We start from the raw sequence: 15,654 nt of genomic DNA on the forward strand, positions 1-15,654 counted from the left end.
GGAGGCGGTAATGCTGCACATTGAGCGCAAGGTAGGGGAGTCGATTCGGCTAGGCACCGACATACAGGTGATCGTCACAAAGGCTGCAAACGGTACGGTCAGATTGGCGTTTGAAGCGCCGAAAGAGGTGAAGATCTACCGCGAAGAGATCTACCAGCGCATCCAGAACGAAAAAACACCCTGATCACATAGTCAGTTGTTCGACTTCGCTTGGGATCACCGCCGAAGACGGTAACCTATGGCTATCGAAAAAAGGAGTTTCACCATGAAGAACAGCAGTATCACGATCCGCACCGGGCTTCTCGCCGCAGCTATTGCCCTCCTGGTCGGGTGCTCTTCCTCGCCGAAGGCTCCCTCCGTGCAGCTACCTGATCCGCAGAATGTACCGAAAGAAAAATGGTCCGATGCGATGCACGTTTTGACTGCCATGAAGATTTCTGGCCAGCGCGACGTGCCGCGTGAAATGGCTGAGACCTTCGCCAATTCAGCACCAGGCCGCACCAGCGGGACAGCAGGCGCTGATGCTGCGATTGCCGGCGTCAGTCTCGCGGCACCGCCAAGCGGCTTTAGTGGTGGAGCTGCTGCAAGCGTAAGCCTCGGCCTTATGATGCTTGGCGGGTCGAGTGACCCTGCGCACGCAACTCAGGTTGTGGCCTGGGTGCCGGCTGATGAGGCCTCCTCCCCTGAAGAGGCATCTGCACTTGCACTCAAGAAGGTAGAAGAAGCCCGCAAGAAGGTCTTTGAAAAAGGGATGTCGAAGCTACCAATGCATGTTGGTAAATACCCGGATGGCCATTCCCGTGCTTACGCATCGTTGGCTGATAGCTACGCTGAACGTCCTATCCCATTCACCGACAACGCCGCCCCTGCACCTGACTTCGTGAAGTCAGCCGCTGCATACGGGCCTATCTTCATTCGGGACAATCAATTCGTCCTTGATGCCTCAAAAAATGGCATGACGCCATCTGAAGCCATGCTACTCGCATCGCGCTATCTACCGGATTGGGTCTACATCTACCATCCTGGCCAGAAGCTGCGGAAGAACTCAATTCCCGCAGCAATTTTCAATCGAGGCGAGGCCAAGTACTTCGTCGGCAAATAAGTCAGCAATAAAAAAGCCCCGCATTGCGGGGCTTTTTTACTGCTTGATCACTTCATATCAAGCTCATACTGTTTCTTCACCGCGTCGACGTCGAAACCCTCCAATCGCTCCAGGTTGCGATCCAGGGTATTTAGGCGTTTGGTTCCCTCAGAAAACTGTCCCAAGCCACTACCGCTTCCCGTTACATCTTCAAGAGAAACAGTCGAAGCAGTTGGCAGTCTGCCTGCGAGATTCAACATGCCAATCCACTCGGACAGATCCACACGCGACCAATCCATTTTGCCCAACTGATCGGGTGTGATCCCCTCGCAGGTCGGGGTTTTCACCTCTCCCCATCCCAACCCTAGCTGTTCACGAGCCGACTCCTGAATGATCCTCGCAACAACTGAGCCAAAGCAGCAATACGCCTCGCGCTTTTCAACGCAAGACCCAAGCACTTCGGAAGCGCAGTAGCTCCCAACAAAATGGCATTGTCGGGTTTCCTTTTTCGCCCCTAGCTCGAACTCTTTCTCCTCGCATTCCCAAATGATATTGATCAGCAGATCTACGATCACATAGACCATATACACCCAGCCGATAATGTTCACCACCATCGCAGCGTTTGCCCCAAGACCAGTTACTGCGCCATCGGCCCCAGTTGCAAACACAGCATCTGCTGCCGCGGTCGCTCCCATATCCACCATGGCGTCATATGCCTGTTGCATGAGCCAGGTTTGCAGCTTACTCAAGGCTGTCTGCTCAAGGGTGCCGCTGAGCGTCTTCTCGAATGCGCCTGTAGCAGCATCCACGATAGACCCCCATTGCCCCTTCACGACCGAGGTACCAGCTGCCATCACAGCGTTACTTCCCGCAGCCCAGTATCCGGGCGCGAACAGGCTACCCGTTCTGTTCAGCGCTTCCAGCGAACTGGTCATCTTGAGCGTGTTCATCGTCAGGTTCACATAGTCGAAGATGGATACGCTTTCTGGCGCTTCACAACAATCGACGTAACCGCCGAGTGCTTTTTTGCACTCCATTGCCTCGCCCTTGAACACTTTGCAGTCATTGGCCTCATTGATATCGGTACCATCACCACCGCAGTCCAGGTCGTGCTCAGCAAACTGAGCAACCTGAAGCATGGCCACCGCATAGGCAAAATCGCCGCTTTTAGTGTTCGACGAGTCGAAACACTCACTGCCCATGCACCGCGCCCCACCAGGGCATTCGATTTGGGCACCAGTGTTCACGATTGTTTCGTAGCTGGTGTCATAACCGCAGTCCCAGACCTCCTCGAAGGCATAACAAGCGCCTGTCTCGCCTTTTGCGCCATCAATACAGCCTTGAGAGATAAAACCGCAGCTTGGATTCTGCTCGTACTGGGTGCAGGTATTCAGGTTACCGCCATCATTTGAGGGGCACCGTTGCACACCTTTGGCGTCCGTGTAGCAATCCATATTGCCCTTGTAGTAAGAGCACTCGGCGCTTACCTTGGCCTTTTTGCAAAGCGGATCGATGTTCGGATGCGGGGATGGTGGCATGTCCGAGCGGCAGATCTGAACGCCATTGGTTTCAGTACAGCCATTGGCATCCACTGCCGGCATAGACGTGCACGACATCTGCGCGTTGGTGCAGAACCCATCCTCGATCATGTCGAACATAGGCAGGCGCTCTTCCGGCCCCCAACCTTTATCGACAAACGCCTTTGCCGGGTCATAAATGATCTTGATACGGGCGTAACCCTCACCACCGCCGGTGACCGAGGTGCGAGTTTTGAACGTAATCACGTCATCATCACTGCCGAATTTGTCAGTGATCACCTTGTTCGGAGCTACGTTCCAGCTTGTTCCACGCTCGCAGGAGCCAGATGTTTCAGGTGGGAAAACGCCTGGTGTATGTGTCCAAAGCATCTGATCATTGAACAGAATTTGGAAATAGTCATCGAAAACAGCTCTGTCAATTGTGGCTGAGATGATGGCGTCCTTAGCTATCACGCGGAATCGGGTGTACTCCTCATAGATCGCGCAGTTACCACCCCAATAGTTGTCCCCGACCGTGCCGACCCAGATATACAAGCAGCCGCGACCGCATGACTGGAAGTTTGGCTGCCCGGAAACATATTCGATTACACCTACCTTGTAATCATGCAAGAACTCAACGTTCCCGCCCTGATCCACTACACGCTCACATGTTTTGTAGTTAGCAACGTGGGCGTTTTTCGTCACGTTCTCAAATACATCGGTCGATTTGCAATCTGCGAAGTTTTGCTTAAACCCGTCCATGAAGTCGGGCGAGCGAACTTTATCAGCCTGGTTGAGCATAGGGTCTTTGGACAGATCTACAGACATGCGATTGCCGCTGTCGATAAGCGTTCTATATGCCTCCCCCTCAGAGGACGATTCCGATTTCAGACGGGTATTGGCCCGCAACCCAAGATCAATCGTCTTCACATCGTCGCCATAGACCTTCTCCAGCGAGACCGTATCGCCAGCGTCAGGGAAAAGATCTTGGAGCGTGACCGAGGCATTCCCACCGTCAAAAACCTGAAGTGCCTGTTGGCCTACCGATTGGCCCGCCGCCGATCCTGCGGTCACTGCGTCAGCCCAAGCAGTGAAGGTCATGCTATTGAGATATAGGCCTATGACGGTCGCGTTGACCAGGCGTATGAGCGTGGTTTTGAGTGGTTGTCGCATCGATCGCATGTCCAGAAAGAGGGATGCTTCGATGCTATGGCAAGGGGGAAACACGATGGCGCGGTTTCAGGCAATAAAACCGCCTGAAAAAGCAAAGCCCCGGCTGGTGGTGTCACCGGCCGGGGCTCGCTATGTTTTTGATCATGCCTGAGGCACTACTAAGACCTGACCATCACTCGGGATCAAGCGATGAATCACCGCCCATGATTTGACGAACCGGGTATCCGGATCTGAGGATGAAACAGTTCTGGCGATCTGCTCGGGGACTTTGAACACCCGACCAGACTCGACCATCAGTTCTTTGAGTTCTTGGCAGAATAGTGCGTTTGCTGCGGTCATGTTCAACTCTCCTGGTGTGGGTGATCCCCAGAGCCCTTCACACGGAAGGGCTCTGGTGGATCACCCACGGAGGGTGACCACGCAGCGGCCTAGCCGAAGCTAGGCTTGAATCCGTTCACTGGGCAAACCCCTAAGGGATGGCTCAGTGGGCCTTGATGTTGGTGCCGTGCTTCTTGTCGAGACGGTCAGCAACCACATAACCGATCACGCCGGTTAGGGCCAAAACGCTGACCACACCTACGATTGCGTAAACAAGCATCTGCATCGAGTCCATTTCATTCTCCTTTCGGATTGCTCATCGCTGTAATCAAGGATACCACCAAATCGGCGATCATCATTACCACGCCAAGCACCAGACAGAACGATACGACAAGCGGATGCGTCCCTGGTGTAACGATGGAAACGAAAGCGGCTGCCAACAAGCTACAGCCAACGCCCATAAGTGAAGCCTTAATCCAGTCGAATAGTATTTTTTTGTACATAGTTTTACTCCTCAAAAAGACGAGGAGTCCCAACGGGATTCCCCGTCAGGGTTTAATTATTTCCAACTCCGAGCCGTTCGGCTGAGTCAGTAGAACAACAATAAAGCCATTTGCCTGCGAATAAATCGCATAGGCACATTTCGATTTTTCAGCCAACGATGATGCGCTGCGAACAGCGTCAATTGCGTTTACATGAAACATCGGAAAGACCTCTTATGGAGCAAAGACTCCCGGAGAACCGAAAGTAATTTGCCAAGAGCCTTATTGAATCAAAGCGAGTGACGCGCCTTGATCATTTCTGCGGTGTGAGACTGCTGAGCAGTTGCAACGCCGGAATCGAATGCCTTTAAGCCAAGTTGAATGCCACCAACAACAAGAGCGGTAAGGACGATAAGAGTTTTCATGGTGTTCTCCGTTAGCAAAGGATGCAGACGGAGAACCACCCTGGCGGGAAGTAATCTCCCCGCTGCGGGTTTTTAGGCACGCAGAAAAATCAATATCCAGTTGCCTGGATGCCGATAATTTGAGTGCTATTTTTAAGCCGGTTTGAAAGCGTGGCTCTGCTTTTTTGTGACTCATCACATGCATGATGAGAACACTGCCTGAACGCATACACGTTTCAGGCCTTGGCGGACATGCTCATGCATGGCGCTAAGTTCTAAGCACAGAGGTCTCTGTGCTGGAAGGATTCTTGAGAGCTCGACCTGAAGCCCACTCTATGGCTGCGATGATACCAAACCGATGCCCTTTAACAAGACGCTGAAATCGAGTAGGAGGCGGCTTCACAGCCGCCGTCCTCTCACACCACCGTGCGTACGGTTCCGTACACGGCGGTTCAGGTTATACGGCTAAGCCGGTTTATCGTATCCAGTATCGAGACCAGTCCGAACCTATCCCATAGCCTCTTCGGTAGCGCCTGATTCACATGAGATGCTCCCGAGTTCCACCACGGGCCTCGGCCATTAAAGGCCGATTTACAGGCACGTTCTTCGCTCAGGCCCAGGCGCATCAGGTTGCGCGCCCTCGTTGAGGGCCGTTTCCATTGACGCCAGATGACGCAGCGAAGTTTATGCCTGACCCAACCATCCAATTTCTCAAGTGGGCGTTTGCTCTGGCTGAGCTTGAAGTAGCCAGCCCAGCCTCGCAGGACAGGGTTGATTCGCTCAATGACAGTCGCCACTTTGCGGGCCCTTACACTGCGTAGCAATATTCTGAGTCGGTCGCGTAAGCGCCCCAGGCTCATCGTTGCCACACGCAGCCTTGGTTGCTGGTGCCTGCTCATCCCGTAACCCAAGTAGTCACACTTCCAAGCCCCTGCTACTTGGCTCTTCTTCCGGTTCACCGTCAGTTTCAAACGATGGCACAGGAAGCGCTCGATACTGGCCAACACCCGCTCGCCCGCCCGAGGACTGCGCACATAAATGTTCGCATCATCGGCGTAGCGCACGAAGCGATGACCCCGCCGTTCCAATTCGCGGTCGAGCTCATCCAGAAGGATATTCGACAGCAACGGCGAGAGTGGGCCGCCTTGCGGTGTCCCCTCTTGCCGTTGGCTGACGATACCGCCCGACATGGCCCCAGCTTCAAGGTAGCGGCGGATGAGCCTAAGCACTCGCTTGTCTTCGACGCGACGCTGCAAGCAGGCCATCAGGATGTCGTGGTTGACCCGATCAAAGAACTTTTCCAGATCAAGCTCCACGCACCAGCGATGCCCCGCCGCCACATGGGAGCGGGCCAGTTCAACGGCTTGGTGAGCGCTTTTGCCCGGACGAAAACCGTAGCTGTAGTCCGAAAACAGCGGATCGAAGAGTAGCGTGAGTTGTTGCTGTAATGCTTGCTGGATCAGGCGATCCACGACGGTGGGGATTCCCAGTTGCCGTGTGCCGCCCTGCGGCTTGGGAATTTCAACCGCTCGCACTGCTTGGGGATGGTATTCACCGGCCAGCAACCTGGCCTTGAGGGTTGGCCAATACTGTTTCACGTAGCCCGCCAAGTCAGCGACCGTCATGCCATCGGCACCCGGAGCCCCCTTGTTGCTAACCACGCGTTGATACGCACGCCTGAGGTTGGCCGGTGCAAGCACCCGCTCCATCAGCGTGTCCGGCTCCGCGTTCGTCCACGTCGCTGACGCCGCCGGCACCTTTGCACTATCAGGCATCATCCTCGGCTTCTGGCCGGGACTCGGGGTGACAGTTTCCGTTATGGGAAATTTCTGCATTACGGCTACCAACGAGACAGTGACGCCTACTGGCGGCATAACCTGTTCGGCCCTTGGTGGCGCGGTTAACCGCCACTTACTACGGCCTCGGCTGACTTCTGCACGCTCGTCCCGTCGCCTCTCGACGCTCGGTAGCACAGTGGCAAACGTGCAGATCTCCCAGGGTAATTCGCGTGACCTTCCTGCTTATGCCTGTCGGATTTACGTCACAGCGTCCCGTGCAAGTACTGGGCTTTGACGATTTGGGCCGCCTCACCCCGCTGTGCCGCCTCTATCCGCTTCCTGTTCGTCAGGCCAGCAGTTTGCCTCGGGCTTCCTTCAGATTCGCGGTCGCCCACGACACCCTTGCCTCTGGCTAACACTTCCCCTTGCCGGGTGTGTAGAGGACTTTCACCTCCAAGTCACCCGCTTTGGCCACCACAACCAAGCGGGTTGCGCTACGCGCAACGCGCCATGCCTGGCGCACCCAAAAAAAAGGGTGACCCGAAGGCCACCCTTTCACACTCATAGCCCACTCGGTGAGAACACCTTATGACCGCGTTTATTCCGGAAACGGTCAACAACCATCTCCATTGGTTCTTCCAGCATGATCGGGGGGAAAAAACCATGCCCCCGCGAGTGCTTCAGGTATATGACTCCCCCTGTTGACAGCTCCCAGAGGTGAACCTTTGTTTCGCCTTTGGTAACCCAAGCCTTGCGGGCTACCGAGGCCTGACCTTGCAAACGAGCAGCTTCAAGGATCGCGTTCATCGACTTCTCCGTATATCCGACAGGGAGAAGCCCCATGGGGGATTTCTCCCCCATAGGTGGTTTAATTAGAGCGCTACGTCTCGGCTTTCGAGCTTCAGCTTTTCCGGTGCTACTGGAAACCAGTAGCAATCCCAGTCCAGGAAAATGATGGCCCCGGGCCGAAACTCATCGATCTCACGAACGAATCCAAGGATTGTCTTTCCCTTGATTTCGAGCCCGTACCCATTTGTCACCGTTACGGTATCGCCAAGCATGAAATCGCATGGAACAGGCGCGATTTTTGCCATTTTTTCTTCTACAAATCGATGCATTTTTAATCTCCATTTGCATGGAGAACCCCGCCGGAGTTCCCCGGTAGGGTTATTTGCAGATTGCGTTGGCAAGCTCTTCAGCACGAAGCAGAGCGTAAGCTCTTCGCTCCTGGCTCATGTATGGCCAACAAGAGCCAACTGCGTCCGAATAGCTCCCGAAGGCGTCAATCCAGTCCCAGTAAATGTTCGTGCTGTCTACACGTCGCATCTGGTCGGCAGCTGGACGAACAAGGCTGAATACCTTGTACAGCTCGCCACGCTGAGTCGCTTGCTTTACAACCTGAAACTCGCCATCCGTCATAGCCTTGCGGCAAACCTTCTCGACGAGAACACTGGTGGCTCGCTTCAGCAGCCTTTCAACTAGCTTGACCACCTGATCGTTACGAGTAACGTGCGGATTCCACGCGCATTTGGACACCCATTCCACGAACACTTGGACAGCGATTCCACGAGCACTTGGACAGTGATTTCTCACTGATCCGACCCACGCTCAGGCAGGCGGCAACGCAGGACTATTCACTACCATCGGCCTCTTTTATCGAAGCGAAGAGGTCGTCGTGGAGCGTATATCCATGCGTAAAATCCGAGAGGTACTACGCCTAAAGTTCGACGCCGGCCTGTCCGTGCGCAAGATCGCCGCCAGCCTGCGCATCAGCAGCGGCAGTGCCGGCAATTACCTGCACCGTTTCAACGCTTGCGGGCTGACTTGGCCGACATCATTGTCGGACGCCGAGCTGGAGCGATGCCTGTTTCCGCCAGCACCAACAGTTCCCAGCGATCAAAGGCCGATGCCTGATTGGGCTTGGGCGCATGCCGAGCTGCGCCGCCCCGGCGTGACTCTGGCTCTGCTCTGGCAAGAGTACCGACTCGCCCATCCGCAAGGCTTCCAATACAGCTGGTTCTGCGAGCACTACCGGCTCTGGGCCGCCAAGGTCGACGTGGTCATGCGCCAGGAACATCGTGCAGGTGAAAAGCTGTTCGTCGACTATGCCGGCCAAACGGTGCCAGTCATCGACCGGCAGACCGGCGAAATTCGCCAAACACAGATCTTCGTCGCCGTGCTGGGCGCCTCCAGCTACACCTTCGCCGAAGCCACCTGGTCGCAGAAACTGCCCGACTGGCTGGGCTCGCACGCCCGCTGTTTTGCTTTTTTCGGCGGCACCGCACAGATCCTGGTGCCCGACAATCTGCGCAGTGGCGTGACCAAGGCGCATCGCTACGAGCCGGATATCAACCCCAGTTACCGCGATCTCGCCGAGCATTACGGCGTAGCCGTGCTGCCCGCGCGCTCGCGTAAACCCAAGGACAAAGCCAAGGTTGAAGTCGGCGTACAGGTCGTCGAGCGGTGGATACTGGCGGTGCTGCGCAACCGCCAGTTCTTCTCCTTGGGCGAACTCAACACAGCCATCGCGTTGCTGCTGGATCGCCTCAATCAGAAGCCCTTCAAGAAACTGCCCGGCTCACGCCGGTCAGCCTTCGAGAGCATCGACCAACCGGCGTTACAACCGCTACCAGAACATCCGTATGTCTACGCCGAATGGAAAAAGGTGCGAGTCCACATCGACTACCACGTCGAAGTCGACGGCCATTTTTACTCCGTGCCGTACCAACTGGTGAAACACCAACTCGAAGTACGCCTGACCGCGCAGACCGTCGAGTGCTTCCACGCCAACCAGCGCGTGGCCAGCCATCTGCGCTCGCCGCACAAAGGCCGCCACACTACCCACACCGAGCACATGCCCAAAAGTCACCGCGAACACGCCGAGTGGACGCCCCAGCGGCTGATCCGCTGGGCTGAGCAGACGGGCCCGAATACGGCCGGTGTCATCGCCTACATCCTCGAACGCCGAATCCATCCGCAGCATGGCTTCCGCGCCTGCCTGGGCATCCTGCGCTTGAGCAAACAGCACGGCGAAGAGCGGCTGGAAGCCGCTTGCCAACGTGCGCTGGCCCTAGGCGCATGCAGTTACAAGAGCCTCGAATCGATCCTGCGCCAAGGCCTGGAACGGCTACCTCTTGCCCAGCAAAACCTGCCGTTACTGCCCGATGAACATATCAATCTGCGCGGCCCTGGCTACTACCACTGACTGAAAAAGGAGCACGAACATGCTGCCTAACCCGACCCTCGACAAGCTGCAAATCCTACGCCTGCACGGCATGATCAAGGCGCTTGGCGAACAACACGCAACGCCCGACATCAACGATCTCAGCTTCGACGAACGCCTCGGCCTGATGGTCGACCGCGAGCTGACCGAGCGCGAAGACGCCCGCCTGACGACTCGCCTCAAAGCCGCACGACTGCGCCATAACGCCTGCCTGGAAGACATCGATTACCGCAGCCCTCGTGGCCTGGACAAGGCGCTGATCCTGCAACTGGGTAGCGGCCAGTGGCTGCGCGATGGCCTGAACCTGATCATCGGCGGGCCGACGGGCGTAGGCAAAACCTGGCTCGCCTGCGCGCTGGCGCACAAGGCCTGCCGCGACGGTTACAGCGTGCGCTATCTGCGGCTGCCGCGCTTGATGGAAGAACTGGGCCTGGCCCACGGCGATGGGCGCTTCGCGAAACTGATGGTGGGTTATGCCAAGACCGACTTGCTGATCCTGGATGACTGGGGCTTGGCGCCGTTTACCGCTGCTCAGCGGCGCGACATGCTTGAACTGCTGGACGACCGCTACGGCAACCGCTCGACGCTGGTAACCAGCCAGATGCCGGTGGACAAATGGCATGCGCTGATCGGCGATCCGACCTTGGGCGATGCGATCCTCGACCGGCTGGTGCATAACGCTTATCGGATCGAACTGAAGGGCGAATCGATGCGCAGGCGCGCAACGAAATTGACGACGGCAGGGACTTCAGACTAACAATGCAAACCTGCGTCGCTGCGCTCCGACTGCCTGTCCAAGTGGACGTGGATCAGGTGTCCAAGTGCGCGTGGTACGAGTGTCCAAATGATCGTGGGCTGAGTGTCCAAGTGTCGTGGAATCCGCAAGTAACGAACATCTTGGCTTCGCCTGCCTGGGCGTCCCTATAAGCATTCATCTGATTCTCCATTTCCACGAAGCGCAGAAAGGGAGAAAGCCCATAGGGGGCTTTCCCCCTATCGGGCTTCTATTTACTTAAACAGTTCTTTGGCTGCGATTTTCAATGTGGTAGCACGAACATCTTCGAAGTCGCACATCATTGCTTCACAACAGACCCGGAAGCTAAACGGATGAACTTCGTCCGAAAGAACCCAATCCATTGCTTCGCGCCAATTCTGCTCACTGACCTGAGGATGAATGATCTGCCTCAGAGTGATTTTCAGCAGGTACTCCCGCATCCACTCAACGTAATCATCGGTGATTTCGTCTCGTGCCCGCAGGGCTTCCAGCTCAGCGTCTGACATTTCAAGAATGTCGAGAAATCCAAGTTGAAAAACTCGCGCATGGCTTGCCTTTCTCCGTGGTCTCCGCTCAAACGAGCGGCGCTGAATAATTACTTGCTCCCCAAACAGATCCAGCAAGGGCAACGCAGTCGCAGTATTTTCCATTTCAGACCTCCTCAAACCGACAGAGGCCTCCCACTAGGGAAAGCCCCTAGTGGGTTGAATGGTTATTTGTCAGGCGGCTAATGCTTCGCGAACAAGCTCAAAGAGCGAGTTCTTGAGATTCGCAACCTCCCCAACAGCACGGTATTGGCTGAACAATGCTTTCAGGATGTGCTCATTGGCACTTCCGAAACCAAGTCCAATCACTTCGATGCCGCTGACCTCACACCGCTGAAGAAACTCCTTCGCTGCATGAGTAGTACCTGCGTTCGGTTCACCATCCGTTATGACGAAAAGAATCTTCTTCTCGCCCTTCGCACGAAGAACTTCAACAGCAGCCGGCCACAGTGCTTGCGCAAGAGGCGTACCGCCCTCCGACATCGCACCAAAGCCACCTTCGCTTACCGCCTTGATCAATCGCTCTTTCGGGCTCTTGATCAGTGCGCAGCGCTCAACGCCATCGTTCGCCTTGTTGGGGAACGACATCGCGCCGGATGTCACCAGCGGAAGTCCCTCCAGCGCGCTTAGCACCGCGTAGACTGCGGCTTCGGCCTGATCCATCGCAGATTTCATACTCCCCGACTTGTCGAGAAGAATCTGGATTGATGCAGACTGACGCTCTGCTCGAGACTTACTTCTAAACACCCGCGTTTCGCCGCCTTTCATCATGGCGATACGCCCAGTGTCGATCCGCTTGCCCTGCCGCTTCAGCCGAACACGGCAATCAACCTGCGCCTGTAACAGCCCATTAAGGCACTGTCGCAGACCGGCCGATTGCTCGATGCCCAATTGCACACGGCGGACGCTCGCTTGATCGGATCGGTTCCTGCCCCTCCCATCCAGAGAGAATGGTCGGATCGGATTGCCGTCGCGCACTGCTTTACGGCCTAGCAACTCACCCGCCTTGTCGCCAACTTCCGAGATCAACCCTTTCAGGTCGGCTTCGGTTGCATCCTTGGCCTGCTCGCGCAGGTTGCTGGCTTCTGGGGAAGGTTTGCCGCTGCCATTGCTGGACTGCGAGGTTTCTTGGCCATCGTCGCCGGCATTCCTGCCGCTACTTGGTTGGGATTGGTCTTGCGGATCGGAGCCGGACTGGCCTCCATCAGATGTTTCCTGCTTGGATTCGGGTTGCCCCTCCTCTTTGCCTTCATCACCTGCACCCGCACCACCGCCTTGATTTTGCTCCTGCTGCTGATCGCCTCCACCCGACTCTTGCGAGTCCTGAGGAGCACCCTCAGAGCCTTGCTCGGGCTGCGGTTGCTCATCTTCCTGCTCATCCTCTTGCGAAGGCAGCAGGCCGATAATCGCGTCCACCAGAGCGAGAACATCTGTTGTGCTCTCGCACGCCAGGGTGTTCTTCACCAGGGTCAGGATCTGATCCGTAAGGTCAGCCCCAAGAAGGATCTCCATACGGGCCAGGTAGGCTTTTGCTGGAACCTCAAGCTGCGGTTCCTGGAGTAGCCAGTAACCGCCGTAGAGAATTCCGTTGTGAATCACATGAAGCGCCGGGCAGTCATCCACCTGCTCTGGCCGGAACGGCTCAAGCAGAACCTTGCGGTTCAGGTAACGGATGTCCGACTCAGTACCTGGGTACTGATCCATGCTCAATCGTTCAATGCGGATGTCCTCAAGAATGTTCAGCAGATTCTTGCGGAAGGGTGTCGGGCTTGAGTCGCGAAAGCAGCCCATGTCTGTGTTGCGGACATGGGAGCATTCATGTGCGATGTACCCGAAGGACAGCGGCAGATCGTCCTCGGTGAAGGGGACAAATACGTTTTTTCCATCTGTCTTAGCCTGGACACCCTCAACATGCACTTTGACGCCAGTTAGCTCGGCAAGGTGCTGTGCGTAGATCGGCAGAGTGCCGACCAGGGATTGATTGCTCATCGTTTATCTCCTTTCTCGCCACCGCGAAAAGGAGTAACCCCGCGAGGAGGGTTACTCCCGCGCGGGGTTTGTTTGTGATGTCAGAACCAGAACGTGCCGAAGGGCATATCGGGTTCAGACGGATTGATTACGAGGGGTTCTTCAGACTGCTCCACTGGAACGGGTTCAGCTGGTTCAACAACCTCGGATGTTGCTGGTACTTCGTTGATGCTGTCGTGACAACTCGGAGTAGCGACACTTGCGCTCAGCTCTTCCTCGACCATCGTTACGGCATACTCGGGTACTTCAGCAGCAGGTACAGCAACAGCAGCGACAGTCTCGGCCGGAGCCTCGATCTCAACTGTTGTAGGAGCCTTTGTTTCAACACCGGCCGGGGCCTCGGTTTCAACTAAAGGCGTTGCTGGAACGAAAGCCATCGACACATCTTGTGGGCCGTTGGCATTGTTCAGGTTTTTGATCAGCCGCTTGATCGAGTCCTCATCAGAGAGGGCCGACACAAGAGCTACAACGCTGTTGTACTGAGAGCCATTAACCACCCCGGACTTGGGGAGAGCCGCAAGGACTTCCTCAATGTGTTCGGTTAGGGCTTTGACCTCACTGGACAGGAACATCAGGCCGCGAAGCTTGGCGTTGATCTTCCGAACAGTGTTCAGCGTCGTTTGTGTGACATGGCCACGAGTGGCCAAGCCAGTTTCAAGCAAGCGCTCGGCTGTATCTGCCGTCTCAGCGTACAGCTGATCTGACAAACCACGGACCTGCGTACCCAGCGTGTTAGAGAGGTGCTTGTCGCCATCAGGGGAAACACGGCATGCCGCGTACCCAAAATGCATCCCTGCATCTACCTGCGCCTTCGGTGTCACCGAGGTGCGGATAGCATCACGCCATTCTTGCTTCTCCCAGCCCTTGTCGATCCACTCAGTGATCCAGCGTTCGTAGTTAGGGAGAAAGTTGTTTTTCAAGTCGTAGAATTGAGATTTGAGCGCTTCCAGTCGGTCAACAACCTCCTGGATCTTGTCCTGGGAAACTGCATAGCCACCCAGGAACCGCACACCACACTCTTCCACCACCTTTGTAGCCTGCCGCTTGATCTTCTCAAACGGTTTCAGCTTCTCCGGGTCGATTACACGCATCGAGCCGAGTGAAGCCAAAATAGCAGGAGGAATCTTCCCCTCCAGCATCTCAGGTTTAAGCTTTTTCCGAGCAGTCCACAGATGGATACCGGAAAGATCGACCAGCAGTAGTTGGTCTAGGATTTTTATCTCATTCTGTTGAATGGACATTTCACGATTCTCCTTTCTCACATGCATGAAAAAGGGGGAATCGCGCCCGGTGGGGGAGATTCCCCCTTAGGGTTTTTACGCAGCAACTTTCCAATCGCCACCAAAGACACTCTGGGCGATCTTACGAATTGCTGTCTTCTGAACTAAATCGCAGCGATTGAGCAGCGATTCATCCAGCGAAAGTTGAAGCGGATTAGCTGCGCCCTGGTGAGTGTATCCACAAGAGATACGCCCCCAGCGAAGCAATGTCCGAGTGGACATCGTGACGCTTAGGTAATTACCACCTAACCCTTGATGTTGATTACGAATGGAGTTCGCAACCTTCACCATGTTTTTCGCCATCTCTTCCGGAAGCATTGGCAAAGCAGATATCAAAGTTGCTACTTCGTTATCAGCCTCAAGGTACGGAACCTCAAACACTCGGAAGCGATCCAGCGATGCCAGGTTCTGCTGCATGGTGCCAGCATGTACTCCCGATGCATCACCCTGTCCCGCCGTATTGCCGCAAGCGACAAACCGGAAGTTGGCATGAGGCTTCACAACCTCACCATTGTTTTCCGCAATCACCAAGGGTCTCCCCTCCATGACAGCGTGCAGACCTACAGTTACTGCCGGATCAAGCGTGTCGTACTCATCGAGCACGAACACAAACCCATTACGCATTGCTTGGGTCAGCGGCCCATCCACAAACTTCGTGTTCAGGTCGCCGCTCACCGGATCAGTGACAGGTAGGTTGTAACCAGTAAGCTCCGGCATTTCCATCCGACTATGTGCCGAAACGGTGATGCAGGGCCAATTAAGATGGGCAGTGACTTGCTCTACGAGCGAAGACTTACCCGATCCAGTTGGGCCGAGGAGCATGCAGCTATCCCCAAACGGAGCGTAGAGCCAACTCATGAACGGCTTGACCAGCATCTCGCGGAAGAAATACTTCTTCTTCGGCGCGACGTGATGCATCCACTGGTGTCCTTCTGCAAAACCTGGCGCTTGCGCGTTGGTATTGAAGCCGAACTCTTTCATCTCAACTTTTGCATTGAATTGCATTTTATATTCTCCGTTCTCGAAAGCAGTTGCCCAAGAAAAGGAGAA

16 protein-coding genes are annotated in these 15,654 nt (G+C 55.5%); 4 read left to right on the top strand and 12 right to left on the bottom strand.

What is annotated here, in order from left to right; translation table 11 throughout:
• Window positions 1–10 precede the first annotated feature (10 nt).
• Together csrA and LQ249_RS31215 are read left to right on the top strand one after the other, a co-directional pair.
• Window positions 11–184, top strand: a complete 174-nt coding sequence (csrA, locus tag LQ249_RS31210) for a carbon storage regulator CsrA (protein ID WP_016502343.1) — start codon at window positions 11–13, stop codon at window positions 182–184.
• An 81-nt stretch (window positions 185–265) separates the two neighbouring features.
• Window positions 266–1,102, top strand: coding sequence for a hypothetical protein (locus tag LQ249_RS31215; protein WP_126588710.1), 837 nt, complete (start codon window positions 266–268; stop codon window positions 1,100–1,102).
• A 47-nt stretch (window positions 1,103–1,149) separates the two neighbouring features.
• Here the strand turns inward: LQ249_RS31215 and traN are convergent, their stop codons facing one another.
• The 8 genes from traN to LQ249_RS31245 all read right to left on the bottom strand — a co-directional run bounded on the left by traN (window position 1,150) and on the right by LQ249_RS31245 (window position 7,871).
• Window positions 1,150–3,771, bottom strand: coding sequence for a conjugal transfer mating pair stabilization protein TraN (traN, locus tag LQ249_RS31220; protein WP_047882719.1), 2,622 nt, complete (start codon window positions 3,769–3,771; stop codon window positions 1,150–1,152).
• A 141-nt stretch (window positions 3,772–3,912) separates the two neighbouring features.
• Entirely contained in the window at window positions 3,913–4,110 is a 198-nt protein-coding gene (locus LQ249_RS31225; protein ID WP_011077967.1) for a hypothetical protein, read from the bottom strand.
• Between the two features lie 142 nt (window positions 4,111–4,252).
• Window positions 4,253–4,384, bottom strand: a complete 132-nt coding sequence (locus tag LQ249_RS31580; RefSeq protein WP_011077966.1) for a hypothetical protein — start codon at window positions 4,382–4,384, stop codon at window positions 4,253–4,255.
• 1 nt (window position 4,385) lies between these two features.
• Window positions 4,386–4,592, bottom strand: coding sequence for a hypothetical protein (locus tag LQ249_RS31230; RefSeq protein ID WP_011077965.1), 207 nt, complete (start codon window positions 4,590–4,592; stop codon window positions 4,386–4,388).
• A gap of 269 nt (window positions 4,593–4,861) precedes the next feature.
• The gene (locus LQ249_RS31585) at window positions 4,862–4,996 is read right to left on the bottom strand and encodes a hypothetical protein (protein WP_256203872.1); all 135 of its coding nucleotides are present in this window, start codon (window positions 4,994–4,996) and stop codon (window positions 4,862–4,864) included.
• Between the two features lie 431 nt (window positions 4,997–5,427).
• Window positions 5,428–6,849, bottom strand: coding sequence for a group II intron reverse transcriptase/maturase (gene ltrA / locus LQ249_RS31235; protein WP_110996604.1), 1,422 nt, complete (start codon window positions 6,847–6,849; stop codon window positions 5,428–5,430).
• Between the two features lie 465 nt (window positions 6,850–7,314).
• Entirely contained in the window at window positions 7,315–7,560 is a 246-nt protein-coding gene (locus tag LQ249_RS31240) for a hypothetical protein (protein ID WP_016502341.1), read from the bottom strand.
• A 65-nt stretch (window positions 7,561–7,625) separates the two neighbouring features.
• Window positions 7,626–7,871 (bottom strand): hypothetical protein, encoded by a 246-nt coding sequence (locus LQ249_RS31245; protein WP_016502340.1) that lies wholly within the window; start codon window positions 7,869–7,871, stop codon window positions 7,626–7,628.
• Between the two features lie 572 nt (window positions 7,872–8,443).
• Here LQ249_RS31245 and istA point away from each other — a divergent pair.
• Window positions 8,444–9,958 carry an IS21 family transposase gene (istA, locus tag LQ249_RS31250; RefSeq protein ID WP_232566650.1) on the top strand — a complete coding sequence of 505 codons (1,515 nt, stop codon included), beginning with the start codon at window positions 8,444–8,446 and terminating at the stop codon, window positions 9,956–9,958.
• 19 nt (window positions 9,959–9,977) lie between these two features.
• Window positions 9,978–10,733: an IS21-like element ISPsy14 family helper ATPase IstB gene (gene istB, locus LQ249_RS31255; RefSeq protein WP_232566651.1), complete on the top strand. Its 756-nt coding sequence runs from the start codon at window positions 9,978–9,980 to the stop codon at window positions 10,731–10,733.
• A 251-nt stretch (window positions 10,734–10,984) separates the two neighbouring features.
• Here istB and LQ249_RS31260 read toward each other — a convergent pair whose 3' ends face one another.
• From LQ249_RS31260 to LQ249_RS31275, 4 genes are all read right to left on the bottom strand, one after another.
• The gene (locus tag LQ249_RS31260) at window positions 10,985–11,401 is read right to left on the bottom strand and encodes a hypothetical protein (RefSeq protein WP_011077959.1); all 417 of its coding nucleotides are present in this window, start codon (window positions 11,399–11,401) and stop codon (window positions 10,985–10,987) included.
• Between the two features lie 69 nt (window positions 11,402–11,470).
• On the bottom strand, window positions 11,471–13,285 hold the full coding sequence (locus tag LQ249_RS31265; protein WP_232566652.1) for a VWA domain-containing protein: 1,815 nt from the start codon (window positions 13,283–13,285) through the stop codon (window positions 11,471–11,473).
• A gap of 80 nt (window positions 13,286–13,365) precedes the next feature.
• The gene (locus tag LQ249_RS31270) at window positions 13,366–14,565 is read right to left on the bottom strand and encodes a DUF3150 domain-containing protein (RefSeq protein WP_232566653.1); all 1,200 of its coding nucleotides are present in this window, start codon (window positions 14,563–14,565) and stop codon (window positions 13,366–13,368) included.
• Window positions 14,566–14,640: 75 nt separating this feature from the next.
• Window positions 14,641–15,609, bottom strand: coding sequence for an AAA family ATPase (locus LQ249_RS31275; protein ID WP_011077956.1), 969 nt, complete (start codon window positions 15,607–15,609; stop codon window positions 14,641–14,643).
• Window positions 15,610–15,654 lie beyond the last annotated feature (45 nt).

This window comes from Pseudomonas sp. 7-41, assembly GCF_021233075.1.
Lineage (GTDB): Bacteria > Pseudomonadota > Gammaproteobacteria > Pseudomonadales > Pseudomonadaceae > Aquipseudomonas > Aquipseudomonas veronii.

Coding starts and splice junctions, on each gene's coding strand:
- csrA (WP_016502343.1), top strand. CDS start 11: ATGCTGCACATTGAGCGCAAGGTAGGGGAGTCGATTCGGCTAGGCACC.
- LQ249_RS31215 (WP_126588710.1), top strand. CDS start 266: ATGAAGAACAGCAGTATCACGATCCGCACCGGGCTTCTCGCCGCAGCT.
- traN (WP_047882719.1), bottom strand. CDS start 3,771: ATGCGACAACCACTCAAAACCACGCTCATACGCCTGGTCAACGCGACC.
- LQ249_RS31225 (WP_011077967.1), bottom strand. CDS start 4,110: ATGACCGCAGCAAACGCACTATTCTGCCAAGAACTCAAAGAACTGATG.
- LQ249_RS31580 (WP_011077966.1), bottom strand. CDS start 4,384: ATGGACTCGATGCAGATGCTTGTTTACGCAATCGTAGGTGTGGTCAGC.
- LQ249_RS31230 (WP_011077965.1), bottom strand. CDS start 4,592: ATGTACAAAAAAATACTATTCGACTGGATTAAGGCTTCACTTATGGGC.
- LQ249_RS31585 (WP_256203872.1), bottom strand. CDS start 4,996: ATGAAAACTCTTATCGTCCTTACCGCTCTTGTTGTTGGTGGCATTCAA.
- ltrA (WP_110996604.1), bottom strand. CDS start 6,849: ATGCCGCCAGTAGGCGTCACTGTCTCGTTGGTAGCCGTAATGCAGAAA.
- LQ249_RS31240 (WP_016502341.1), bottom strand. CDS start 7,560: ATGAACGCGATCCTTGAAGCTGCTCGTTTGCAAGGTCAGGCCTCGGTA.
- LQ249_RS31245 (WP_016502340.1), bottom strand. CDS start 7,871: ATGCATCGATTTGTAGAAGAAAAAATGGCAAAAATCGCGCCTGTTCCA.
- istA (WP_232566650.1), top strand. CDS start 8,444: ATGCGTAAAATCCGAGAGGTACTACGCCTAAAGTTCGACGCCGGCCTG.
- istB (WP_232566651.1), top strand. CDS start 9,978: ATGCTGCCTAACCCGACCCTCGACAAGCTGCAAATCCTACGCCTGCAC.
- LQ249_RS31260 (WP_011077959.1), bottom strand. CDS start 11,401: ATGGAAAATACTGCGACTGCGTTGCCCTTGCTGGATCTGTTTGGGGAG.
- LQ249_RS31265 (WP_232566652.1), bottom strand. CDS start 13,285: ATGAGCAATCAATCCCTGGTCGGCACTCTGCCGATCTACGCACAGCAC.
- LQ249_RS31270 (WP_232566653.1), bottom strand. CDS start 14,565: ATGTCCATTCAACAGAATGAGATAAAAATCCTAGACCAACTACTGCTG.
- LQ249_RS31275 (WP_011077956.1), bottom strand. CDS start 15,609: ATGCAATTCAATGCAAAAGTTGAGATGAAAGAGTTCGGCTTCAATACC.